This is a genomic window from Algibacter lectus (assembly GCF_900112395.1).
GTDB classification, from domain to species: Bacteria; Bacteroidota; Bacteroidia; order Flavobacteriales; family Flavobacteriaceae; genus Algibacter; species Algibacter lectus.
In genome coordinates, this window is sequence record NZ_FOLN01000005.1 from 333,164 (window position 1) to 346,096 (window position 12,933).

A 12,933-nucleotide genomic window follows, 5' to 3' on the forward strand; every position below is an offset into this window, starting at 1 on the left:
TAAGAGGGTAAATTTATAATGAAAACAAGATTATAGCTATAAAATATAGTTTTAAGCCTATAAAATATGATTCAGATAGAGAGATTTTCGAATTAATATAAATAAAGGAAGTAAAACAATTATTAAAATTGAAGTTACTCTTATCCTAAAAAATTAAAGTCCTTATTTCTGTTAAAAACATTACAGAGATTAACAAAATAAGGACTTTAAAAGCTTTTATAATCTTCGTGATTTATTCTACTATTAATTTCCCTTTCATCATGGCATAATGCCCTGGGAAACTACATAAAAAATCGTATGTTCCTGGCTCAGGAGCATCAAACTCAACTATAGATGTTTCTCCTGCTCCAACAAGACCTGTATGAGCAATAACATCCTTACCATTTTCCGGAATATAATCTGAAGCTTTTGCTGTAGCCGCTTTATTTCCAAAAGCGGAAACGCTTACACCCTTTTTAAGTAAAACAAAATTATGTCCCATAACATTTTTATCCATTTTACCAATGTGCTTTAAAGTAATTTTAATTTTCTCGCCTGCTTTAACCTTAATTTCGGTCTTATTAAACTGCATGGCATCATTACCCGTAATAACAACATCGTTTGCGTTACTTTCTACAGGTTTAACAACCTCTGTTTTTTTCTCATAAGAAAAGCCTTCTTTCTTCTTTTCATCTTTTCCTCCACATCCTATTAATACTACTGCAGAACACGCAGCAACTAATACATACTTTGCTATTTTCATTTTAGTTATTTTAGTTTAAATTAAATTTTTACAGGAATCTTTAATGTATCAAATATACATATATAAAGGCTTCCAGTAGTGCAATATTTTTCAGTGAAAAATTCTGCACTACTGGAAGCCTAAAGATAAAATTATTTTTTTAGATAATTTATGTGATCTTCTCTTTATTATAGAATATAATCTGTGCTAATAAAGTTAGAAGTTTTCTTCTCTAATAATTCTTTTAAAATAGCATTATTATAAGCATTATCTTTTGAAGCAACAAAGGTTCTAATTGAAAAAGAACGTAATGCATCATGCACACTTAATGTTCCGTAAGCCGAATCTTTTCTTCCTGTAAAAGGATAAACATCTGGTCCACGTTGACAAGAACTGTTTAAATTTACACGACAAACTAAATTAACTAAGGTATCTATTAATGGAGATAATGTATGAACATTTTGACCAAACAAACTCACTTGTTGTCCGTAATTAGACTCTGCCATATCATGAAGCGGCTCTTCGATATCTGAAAAAGAAACCACTGGCACTACTGGTCCAAATTGTTCCTCTTTAAATACACGCATATCTTTTGTTACTGGATAAAGCACTGCTGGAAAAATAAAGTTCTCGGTAGTTTCTCCTCCTTTTTTGTTTAAAATTTTAGCGCCTTTTTCCTTTGCATCATCAATTAGTTCTTGAATATAACCAGGCTTTTCTATTTCTGGAAGTGGCGTTAATTTTGCACCTGCCTCCCAAGGGTTTCCAAATTTAAGTTGATCTACTTTGAAAGCAAACAATCTATTAAATTCCTCTACCACAGATTCGTGTACATAGATTACTTTTAAAGCAGTACAACGCTGTCCGTTAAAAGATAACGTTCCTGCAATACACTCCTCTACTGCCAAATCTAAGTCGGCATCTGGTAAAATAATTGCTGGATTTTTAGCTTCTAATCCTAAAACCATACGTAACCTATTTCCTTTCGGGTGTTGCGCTTGCAATGCATTTGCAGATTTACTATTACCAATTAATGCTAAAACATCAACTTTACCCGATTGCATTATTGGAGTTGCTAAAACACGACCACGACCGTAAACAATATTCACCACGCCTTTTGGAAAACTCTTTTGAAAAGCTTCTAATAATGGAGAGATTAATAATACACCAATTTTTGCCGGTTTAAAAACCACAGGATTCCCCATGATTAATGCTGGAATTAAAAGTGTAAAGGTTTCATTTAAAGGATAGTTGTATGGCCCTAAACATAGCACCACACCAAGTGGTCCACGACGGATATGTGCGTAAACGCCAGAGCTTTTTTCAAATTTTGCTGAGTCTCTATCAATTTGCTTGTAGGCCTCAATAGTATCGTAAATATAGTCTACTGTTCTATCAAATTCCTTTTGAGAATCGGGTAAGTTTTTACCAATTTCCCACATTAATAGTTTTACAACTTCTTCACGCTTGGTTTTCATTTCTTCAACAAACTTTTCCATACACGCAATTCTATCAATCACTTTCATGGTTGGCCATAAACCTTGCCCTTTGTTGTATGCAGATGTTGCCGAATCTAAAGCTTCCAATGCTTCAGCTTCGCCTAACTGAGGAATTGTTCCTAATACAGTTGTTTTATACTCTTTAGTAGATGAAATAGTAGAATAAACTTCTGCTGTTTCGCCTTCCCAATGTTTTAGTTCTCCATTAACCAAATATGTAGATTGGTGTAATAATGAGTCTATTTTATATTCGTCTGGAATGTCTTGAAATGCTGTTTTCATATTAAAATATATTGTGTTATGTAGTAAAGTAAAGGTATCAATATTCTCACTGAAATAACACTAAAACAGAGCTATTGTACGAAAAAATATCAAATTCTTAGCACTTCAATTACAACAGTTTCATATGTATACAACTCAAACGTTTTCGAAAAGAAATACATTAAAACTTTCACTATTTAAGCTAAAACCATGCGAATTACACTAAAAATTGAAACAAATCGGGTTTATCATTTAAATAATCGCCAAAAAATTTACGTGCCTTCATTTTAGCAATAAGCGGTTCTAAATCTTCAGAAGATTTTAACTGAATACCAACAACTGCTGCTCCATTTTCACGGTTTGTTTTTTTAGTATATTCAAAATGGGTAATATCATCGTTAGGACCTAAAATATCCACAACAAATTCCTTTAATGCTCCTGCCCTTTGGGGAAATTTCAATATAAAATAGTGCTTTAAATTAGCGTAAAGCAAGGCTCGTTCTTTAATTTCAGCAGTTCGGGTAATATCATTGTTACTTCCAGAAACAACACATACTACGTTTTTTCCTTTTATTTCTTCAGCATAAAAATCTAAAGCTGCTATGCTTAAAGCTCCAGCAGGCTCTACTACAATGGCATCCTTATTATAAAGTTCCAAAATAGTTTGGCATACTTTTCCTTCGGGAACTGTAATCATAGCATGTAAATTTTGCTTACATATAGAGAAGTTTAAATCTCCAACGCGTTTTACAGCCGCACCATCAACAAATTTCTCAATATGTTCTATCTCTGTATTTATATTATTTTTAATTGAAGTAGACATCGAAGGAGCGCCTTCTGGCTCTACACCAATAACTTTGGTATTTGGAGACAATGCTTTAAACACAGTTGATAAACCAGATGCTAAACCGCCACCACCAACTGCAACAAACACATAATCTATAGGTACTGTGGTTTGCTCTAAAACCTCTAAACCAACTGTACCTTGACCTTCAATAACTTTTTCATCATTAAATGGATGAATAAACATTTTACCCAAAGCAGTACATTCTTGAACGGCTGCATGGTTTGCATCGTCGAATGTATCTCCTTCAATTTTAATTTCTATATAATCGCCACCAAACATTTTTACCTGTTCTATTTTTTGGTTTGGTGTTGGAGACGGCATATATATTGTGCCTTTTATTTTCAGCAGTTTACAAGATAAGGCGACACCTTGCGCATGATTTCCTGCACTGGCACACACCACCCCTTTTTGAGATTCTTCAGAAGTTAAAGAGCTAATTTTATTGTAGGCACCACGAATTTTATACGAGCGTACTTGCTGTAGATCTTCGCGTTTTAATAAAATATTAGCGTCAAAAAATTCAGAATAACGAAGGCTTACTCCTAAAGGCGTAACTGCCGATACATTTTTAATAGTATCGGCAGCTAGCTTTATATTATTAAGACTCGGAAAATAGGTATTGCTCTCCTTACTCATTGCTTTATAATTTTAAAAACCTACAAGCTTATACAGCTTGTAGGTTATATTAATATGTAAAACCTATTAGTTCGTTTAAACTAATCGGGTTTTATAAATATGTTTAAAGAATTAAACTATTGGCTTCATAGCCGTCATAGATGCTCTTAAGAATGTACCAACCTTTTCTACTGGGTGATTTCTTAAAGCTGCATTTATTTCAATTAATTTAGCATTATCAACACCTTCACCATTACTTGTTGCGTAAGGCTTACCGATAATATCTGTATCAACAGTTTTCATGAAATCTGCTAATAAAGGCTTACAAGCGTGATCGAATAAATAACATCCGTACTCAGCAGTATCAGAAATTACGGCGTTCATTTCGTATAATTTACGTCTTGCAATAGTGTTTGCAATAAGTGGCGTTTCGTGTAAAGACTCGTAGTATGCAGAAGCTGCAATAATTCCAGAATCTGTCATAGCTTCAAAAGCTAATTCTACACCTGCTCTTACCATAGCTACCATTAACACACCATTATCATAAAATTCTTGTTCAGAAATTTCAACATCACCAGCTGGCGTTTTTTCGAATGCAGTTTCTGCTGTTGCAGCTCTCCATCCTAATAAATCTTTATCATCGTTAGCCCAGTCTGCCATCATACCAGCAGAAAAACGACCTTCAATAATATCATCCATATGCTTTTGGAATAACGGACGCATAATATCTTTTAATTCTTCTGAAAGTTCAAAAGCTTTAATTTTTGCTGGGTTAGATAAACGATCCATCATGTGAGTAATACCACCATATTTAAGACCTTCTGTAATAGTTTCCCAACCGTATTGAATTAATTTAGAAGCATAACCAGCATCAATTCCTTTTTCAATCATTTTATCGAAACAAAGAATAGAACCTGTTTGAAGTAAACCACATAAAATAGTTTGCTCTCCCATTAAATCAGATTTTACTTCAGCAATAAAAGAAGATGCTAAAACACCTGCTCTATCACCACCAGTTGCTGCTGCATAAGCTTTTGCTTGAGCCCAACCTTTTCCTTCTGGATCATTTTCTTCGTGAACCGCAATTAAAGTTGGTACACCAAAACCTCTTTTATATTCTTCTCTAACTTCGGTACCTGGACATTTTGGAGCTACCATAATTACTGTTAAATCTTCACGAACCTGAGTCCCTTCTTCAACAATATTAAAACCGTGAGAATAAGATAACGTTGCACCTTTTTTCATTAAAGGCATAACAGCTTTTACTACACTTGTATGTTGCTTATCTGGCGTTAAGTTTAACACTAAATCTGCAGTAGGAATTAACTCTTGGTAAGTACCAACAGTAAAACCATTATCACTTGCATTTACAAAAGATTGACGTTTTTCTGCAATAGCAGCATCACGAAGTGCATAAGAAATATCTAAACCAGAATCTCTCATGTTTAATCCTTGGTTTAATCCTTGTGCGCCACAACCTACTATGACAATTTTTTTACCTTTTAAAGCATTTACACCATCTTCAAATTCTGAAGAGTCCATAAATCTACATTTTGATAATTGATTTAATTTATCTCTTAATGATAAGGTGTTAAAATAATTTCCCATTTTTTAATTTAATTAGTATTTATTATTGAAGGCATGCAGCACTTCTGTTACTTTCATTTCGTCTTTAGTTACAGCAATACGTCCGGAACGTACAAATTGCATAATACCAAATTTGGTTAATTCTTTACGCAATGCTTCTATTTCGTTTCGGCGTCCAGATTTTTCTAAAACAAAAAACTCTTTGTTTACCGTTACAATTCTGGCATAACTTTCTTTTATTAAATTCTGAATTTGAGGTTCATCAAACAATAATTCGGATTTAATTTTGAACATACTCGATTCAGTAAAAATAGTATCATCTTCAGTATGATAAAATGCACGAATAGTCTCTACTTGTTTTTCTATTTGCTTCACTATTTTAATAGCTTGCTCTTCACAAATATTTACAACAATTACAAAACGATTTACACCATCGATTTCTGATTGTGATGTTGTTAAACTTTCTATATTTATGTGTCTACGCTGAAAAATAGCTGAAATACGATTTAATAACCCGATATTATTTTCGGTATAAATTGAAATCGTAAATGATTGTATATCTTGATTCATTTTATTTTAGATCTTAATTTATTAGCACAATCTTACTTCTGAAACGGAAGCTCCTGTTGGAATCATCGGAAAAACATTTCCTTCTTTTTCCACGCATACTTCTAAGAAATACGACTCTTTAGATTCAATCATTTCCTTAACTGCATCTGCCAACTCTTCACGTTTTACAACTTTTCTAGCTTTAATGTAATAGCCTTCTGCTATGGCCACAAAGTTAGGATTTGTCATTTCTGTAGAGGCATAACGTTTATCGAAAAACAGCTGTTGCCATTGACGCACCATACCTAAAAATTCATTATTTAAAACTACAATTTTAACAGGTGTTTTTTGCTGAAAAATAGTCCCTAATTCTTGTATGTTCATTTGGAAACCACCATCTCCGATGATTGCTACAACTTCACGCTCTGGAGCAGCCATTTTTGCACCAATAGCTGCAGGAAGCGCAAAGCCCATAGTACCTAAACCTCCTGAAGTAATATTACTTTTTGAAATATTAAAATCGGCATAACGACAAGCAATCATTTGGTGTTGTCCAACATCTGAAACTATGGCAGCATTTCCTTTTGTTTCAATATTTATTTGTTTAATAACCTCGCCCATAGTTAAACCTTCTTTACTTGGCGTAAGATCTTCTTTTATTACTTTTTCAAATTCAATAGCATACAAGTCTTTGAATTCTTGTAACCATGCATCGTGTGAATTTGTTTCTAATAAAGGCAATAACTGTGATAAGCTATCTTTAGAATTTCCTAAAACGGCAATTTCAGTTTTTACATTTTTATCAATCTCTGCCGGATCAATTTCAAAATGAATCACTTTAGCCTGCTTAGCATAGGTATTTAAACTACCAGTTACACGGTCATCAAAACGCATACCAATAGCAATTAAAACATCACATTGATTCGTTAAAACATTTGGAGCGTAATTACCATGCATACCAACCATACCTACATTTAGCGGATGAGATGTTGGTACTGCTGAAGCTCCAAGAATAGTCCAAGCCGAAGGAATTCCTGCTTTTTCTATTACAGCCTTTAATTCGGCTTCTGCTTTACCTAAAATAACACCTTGCCCCCAAACAATCATTGGTTTCTTTGCTGCATTAATTAATTTTGCAGCCTCTTTTACGGCTTCTGTATCGGTATCTGGTATAGGATTATAACTTCTTACACCTGTACATTTTTCATATTTAAAATCAAATTCTTCTAACTGAGCATCTTTAGTTATATCTACTAAAACAGGACCTGGACGGCCGCTTTTAGCTATATAGAATGCTTTTGCAATAGCTTCTGGAATTTGAGACGCTTTCGTTACTTGGCAATTCCATTTAGTAACTGGTGTAGATATTCCAACAATATCAGTTTCCTGAAAAGCATCACTACCTAACAAATGAGAAGCTACTTGACCAGTAATACATACTAGTGGTGTAGAATCTATTTGAGCATCTGCAATACCAGTAATTAAATTAGTAGCTCCAGGGCCAGAAGTAGCCATAGCTACACCAACTTTCCCAGAAATACGAGCATAACCTTGAGCTGCATGTGCTGCACCTTGTTCATGTCGTGTTAAAACGTGATGAATTTTATCTCTAAACTTGTATAATTCGTCGTAAACGGGCATTATCGCACCTCCCGGGTAGCCGTAAAGAATATCTACGCCTTCTGCTAATAAACAATGAATAATTGCTTCGCTACCAGAAATACGCATAGTTTTCTGCGTATTATTTGCTTGTTTTTTTATGGTTTGAGTGTCTTTCATCTCTATATATTTTCTTCTTGCTCTTGTAATCGTTACTTACTATAAATCTGTTACACAGCCTTTAGAAGCCGATGCCACAGATTTTGCATATTTGTATAATATTCCTTTTGAATGTTTTAAAGCTGGTTGAACCCATTGTGTTTTTCTTTCTGCTATTTCTTCCTCAGAAAGTAAAACATTAATAGAGTTATCTTCGGCGCTAATTCTAATTTTATCACCTGTTTTTAATAACCCAATGGTTCCACCTTCTTGAGCTTCTGGTGTAATATGCCCCACAACAAAACCGTGTGTTCCTCCAGAAAAACGACCATCAGTAATTAACGCTACAGATTTACCTAAACCTGCTCCCATAATTAAAGATGTTGGTTTTAACATTTCTGGCATTCCAGGACCTCCTTTTGGCCCCACATATCTAATGACGACAACATCACCTCTTTCTACTTCTCCGTTTGAAATTCCAGTATTTGCCGCTTGTTCTCCATCGTAAACCACAGCTTTACCTTCAAATAACAAACCTTCGTTTCCTGATATTTTTGCTACAGCACCTTCAGTCGCCAAGTTTCCGTAAAGAATTTGTAAATTCCCTGAAGATTTTAAAGCTTTATCCTTCGGAAATATAACGTCTTGATCGTCTTCAAAAGTTAGAGGCTCAACATCTGCTAAATTTTCAGCTAATGTTTTTCCTGTTACTGTTAAACAATCACCATGTAAATAACCATTATCTAATAAATATTTCATTACTGCAGGGGTTCCTCCAACGCCATGAACATCTTCCATTAAATATTTTCCAGATGGTTTTAAATCTGCTATCAAAGGGGTTCTATCACTAACACGTTGAAAATCTTCTAATGTGAATTCGATATCTGCAGCATGCGCAATAGCTAGAAAGTGTAATACTGCATTGGTAGAACCTCCTAAAGCATTGACAAGTGCTATAGCATTCTCAATAGATTTTTTAGTAATAATATCTAAAGGCTTTAAGTCTAATTCTAAAAGGTTTTTAATAGCGATTGCTGTTCTCTCACTTTCAGATAATTTATTAGGATTTTCTGCAGGAATAGAAGAGTTATAAGGTAACGCAAACCCCATACACTCTATAGCCGAAGCCATTGTATTGGCCGTATACATACCTCCACAAGCTCCCGCTCCTGGAATAGCACTTTTAATAATTTCTCTATATTCTTCTTCTCCAATTTCACCTGCTACTTTTTGACCTAAGGCCTCAAAAGCAGAAACGATGTTTAATTTTCTTCCTTTATATTTTCCTGAAGCAATTGTTCCACCATACATCATAATAGATGGACGATTTAACCGTAACATAGCAATAACGGCTCCTGGCATATTTTTATCACAACCAACAACAGAGATTAAAGCATCATAACTCTGTGCATTCATAACCGTTTCTATAGAATCGGCAATAATGTCACGAGAGGCTAAAGAGTAGTTCATTCCTGAAGTCCCCATAGAAATACCATCAGAAACACCGATAGTATTAAACCCTAAACCTACTAAATTTGCTATTTTACACTCAATTTTCACTTCAGCAGCCAAGTTATTCAAATGCATGTTACAAGGGTTACCATCGTAACCTGTACTAGCAATGCCAACTTGGGCTTTTTTCATATCTTCATCAGTTAAACCTACCGCGTATAACATCGCTTGAGATGCTGGTTGAGATTCATCTTGAGTTAACCTTTTACTATGTTTATTGAGTTCCTTCATTTTTGTTGCGGATAATTTTATCTTTTACTATACTTTTATTTTAATAATTTAGGTTTTTATGAATTTCATTAAAAACTCTTCATTCTTTTAAATAATGCTCGAAATTAATTTATTAGCCATTTAAAACCATTTATATTTCATTTTTTAGGTTAAATTCACAAACCTAAAACAACAGTCAAAATTTTGATAATCAGATATTTAGACTGATTTTTTTACTATGTCCAAAAAATCAAAAATTAACAATAAAAAAAGCCTTCTCTGAAAGGAAGGCTTTTAATCATATTTAAGATTTAAAAAAACGTTCCGAGTGCATCATGAAATAATCACAATGACATTAATAGCCGTTTTAATTAAAGAATTATTTTTCATTACAAATTCAATCACTTCTCTCTAAAACATTCTATATATAGGCAATGCTGAAGATTTGATTCATCAAATATTTATAAATAAAATTTATTAAGCAAATTTTAGGTTAAAAAACTCTAAATGAATTCGCAATTCCTTTTATTTTTCTATTTTTGCAGCCACATATAACAGAGGAAAGATTTGACTGATTGCAACCTCTTTGTAGTAAATAAAGTTTCAAAAACATTGAAATTAATTTTCTACAAATAAAAATGCTAAAGGCAGTGTAAACTTCCTTCGACGTTTTCGTCAAATCTTGCTATAAAATAATATAATATGGCTTATTTATTTACTTCAGAAAGTGTTTCTGAAGGACACCCAGATAAGGTGGCGGATCAGATTAGCGATGCGTTAATCGACAATTTTTTAGCTTTTGATACCGAATCGAAAGTAGCATGTGAAACTCTAGTTACTACAGGACAAGTAGTGCTTGCTGGTGAAGTTAAATCGACGACTTATTTAGACGTTCAAAAAATCGCTAGGGATACCATTAACAAAATTGGATATACCAAAGGTGAATACATGTTTGATGGAAATTCGTGCGGTGTACTTTCTGCAATCCACGAACAATCAGACGATATTAGCCAAGGTGTAGATCGTGGTACCAAAGAAGAACAAGGTGCAGGCGATCAAGGTATGATGTTTGGTTACGCTAGTAACGAAACAGAAAATTTTATGCCATTAGCTTTAGATCTATCTCATAGAATTTTAAAAGTTCTAGCTGAATTACGTCGCGAGAACAAAGATATTACTTATTTAAGACCAGATTCTAAAAGTCAAGTAACTATTGAATATAGCGATGATAACGTACCACAACGTATTGATGCTATTGTTGTTTCTACACAACATGATGATTTTGATGCGGATGACGTGATGCTTGCTAAAATTAGAAAAGATATAGTTGAAATTTTAATTCCACGTGTAGTTGCAGATTTACCTAAAGCTATTCAAAATTTATTCAACAACGATATTAAATATCACATCAACCCAACTGGTAAATTCGTTATTGGTGGACCTCACGGTGATACTGGTTTAACCGGTAGAAAAATTATTGTAGATACTTATGGTGGTAAAGGCGCACACGGTGGTGGAGCTTTTTCAGGAAAAGACCCAAGTAAAGTAGATAGAAGTGCTGCTTATGCTACAAGACATATTGCTAAAAATTTAGTAGCAGCTGGTGTTGCTAGCGAAGTTTTAGTACAAGTCAGTTATGCTATTGGTGTTGTAGAACCTATGGGGATTTTTATTGATACCTACGGAACTTGTGCCTTTAACATGACCGATGGTGAAATTGCACAGAAAGTAACAGAACTTTTTGATATGCGTCCATTCGCTATTGAAGAACGGTTAAAGCTTAGAGCTCCAATATACAGTGAAACCGCTGCATACGGCCATATGGGACGTAAAAATGAAATAGTTACTAAATCATTCTCACAACCAAACGGTGAATCAATAACATTAGATGTTGAATTATTTACTTGGGAGAAATTAGATTATGTAGATAAAGTAAAATCCGCTTTCGGATTGTAATATGTCTGAGCAAAGGTTAAATAAAAAAAAGTGATCAACTGAGTTGATCACTTTTTTTTATAATAATATCAAATGCTGTTTCTACATAAATATAGCTTTTAACGACTAAATTAATCTACAGTAAACAACAAATCCTCTTCTGTTGGTGCTAAGCATCTAATGTCGTTACATACCATAAAATTAACCACACCTTCTACAGTAAAACTTTTTTTAGTTTTAACCTTTATACGCTGCTTAAAAATGGCCTTATTATCAAAATACTTAATCTTCATTCCAAAAATAGGATCATCTACAACATGACCTTCATCTTCTTTGGTATTACCTTTCTTTAAGAATTTGCCATTTCCAACGAAACTAAAACTTGTCGCTATCGGACCTCCTTCCGGAACCGTTTGCGCATATAAATGCCAACCTGCATCAATTGTTGCTGTTGATATTAAGTCAAACTCTGTATCTGACACTCTATTAACTGAAGTTTCCCATTTTACAGGCTCTAAAATTTGAGCTTGTGATATATTCAAAGTTAAGACCGTAATAATTATAAATATAGTTTTCATATAATAATATTTTTTCAAGATTTCCTAAAAGATTAAATCAACTATTAAGCCATAAATTAAAATTACACCATGAAATAATACAACCTCGTAATATTATAATAATAATTAATTGAAGTAAATCTACAAAAACTTATAAGAACCATAAGATTAAAATAAAAAGAGATTGTAAGTAATCTATAAAACTAATTAATTCTGAATATTTGTTAGGCCAATTAAAAAGCAGATTATCTATAAAACGCGAAAACTCCAAATCATTACGATTCAGAGTTTTCATTAATTCTCCCTAAGAACTAATTAATAGCATTACAAATATAAGACAAAAACCACTTACAAAAAATGAGTAGTTGTACGTATTTTTCTATTTCAAAATGTGTTTAAAATAATAACTCCAATTTATTCATTGTAACCTCCTCAAATAACAAATTAAATCCTATCGCTTACGCGGAAGTATAACGGAGATTGTTCTCTTAAGCGTTACTCTATTCGTTATTTCAATAAATAATAAACAAAAAAAATCCTCAACAAATAAATGTTGAGGATTAAAAAAGGCAACGACCTACTCTCCCACAAATGCAGTACCATCGGCGCTAATGGGCTTAACTTCTCTGTTCGGAATGGTAAGAGGTGAGCCCCATCGCTATAACCACCTTAAGTTATAGCTGCTCGCTATTAGATCTAAATCCTTTAGCATACAGCGTTTATCACATAGGATAAACAAATATCTTAACATATTGAAATAAGAGACATGACTTGTAAATAATATAATATATTGTTCTCGTTTTAAAAAAACAGGCGTACAATAAGCCTATGGGTTATTAGTACTACTTGGCTATGACATTACTGCCTTTACACCTATAGCCT

General features: G+C 33.4%; 9 protein-coding genes and 1 rRNA gene. 1 reads left to right on the forward strand and 9 read right to left on the reverse strand.

The window, feature by feature from the left end; translation table 11 throughout:
• Positions 1-232 precede the first annotated feature (232 nt).
• From azu to ilvD, 7 genes are all read right to left on the reverse strand, one after another.
• Positions 233-742, reverse strand: a complete 510-nt coding sequence (gene azu / locus BM246_RS11330; RefSeq protein WP_074937959.1) for an azurin — start codon at positions 740-742, stop codon at positions 233-235.
• 167 nt (positions 743-909) lie between these two features.
• Positions 910-2,502: an NADP-dependent glyceraldehyde-3-phosphate dehydrogenase gene (locus BM246_RS11335; RefSeq protein WP_042505887.1), complete on the reverse strand. Its 1,593-nt coding sequence runs from the start codon at positions 2,500-2,502 to the stop codon at positions 910-912.
• Between the two features lie 196 nt (positions 2,503-2,698).
• The gene (gene ilvA, locus BM246_RS11340) at positions 2,699-3,964 is read right to left on the reverse strand and encodes a threonine ammonia-lyase IlvA (RefSeq protein WP_042505889.1); all 1,266 of its coding nucleotides are present in this window, start codon (positions 3,962-3,964) and stop codon (positions 2,699-2,701) included.
• A gap of 111 nt (positions 3,965-4,075) precedes the next feature.
• Positions 4,076-5,551: a ketol-acid reductoisomerase gene (gene ilvC, locus BM246_RS11345; RefSeq protein WP_042495917.1), complete on the reverse strand. Its 1,476-nt coding sequence runs from the start codon at positions 5,549-5,551 to the stop codon at positions 4,076-4,078.
• A gap of 12 nt (positions 5,552-5,563) precedes the next feature.
• Positions 5,564-6,100: an acetolactate synthase small subunit gene (gene ilvN / locus BM246_RS11350; RefSeq protein WP_042495918.1), complete on the reverse strand. Its 537-nt coding sequence runs from the start codon at positions 6,098-6,100 to the stop codon at positions 5,564-5,566.
• Positions 6,101-6,121: 21 nt separating this feature from the next.
• Positions 6,122-7,858, reverse strand: a complete 1,737-nt coding sequence (ilvB, locus tag BM246_RS11355) for a biosynthetic-type acetolactate synthase large subunit (protein WP_042505893.1) — start codon at positions 7,856-7,858, stop codon at positions 6,122-6,124.
• Positions 7,859-7,897: 39 nt separating this feature from the next.
• Entirely contained in the window at positions 7,898-9,580 is a 1,683-nt protein-coding gene (gene ilvD, locus BM246_RS11360) for a dihydroxy-acid dehydratase (protein ID WP_042505895.1), read from the reverse strand.
• Between the two features lie 681 nt (positions 9,581-10,261).
• Between ilvD and metK the strand changes: the two genes are divergently transcribed.
• The gene (gene metK / locus BM246_RS11365) at positions 10,262-11,515 is read left to right on the forward strand and encodes a methionine adenosyltransferase (protein ID WP_042505896.1); all 1,254 of its coding nucleotides are present in this window, start codon (positions 10,262-10,264) and stop codon (positions 11,513-11,515) included.
• Between the two features lie 110 nt (positions 11,516-11,625).
• Here metK and BM246_RS11370 read toward each other — a convergent pair whose 3' ends face one another.
• Positions 11,626-12,072, reverse strand: coding sequence for a protein-disulfide reductase DsbD domain-containing protein (locus BM246_RS11370; protein WP_074937961.1), 447 nt, complete (start codon positions 12,070-12,072; stop codon positions 11,626-11,628).
• A 543-nt stretch (positions 12,073-12,615) separates the two neighbouring features.
• A 5S ribosomal RNA gene (gene rrf / locus BM246_RS11375) occupies positions 12,616-12,723 on the reverse strand.
• Positions 12,724-12,933: the final 210 nt, after the last annotated feature.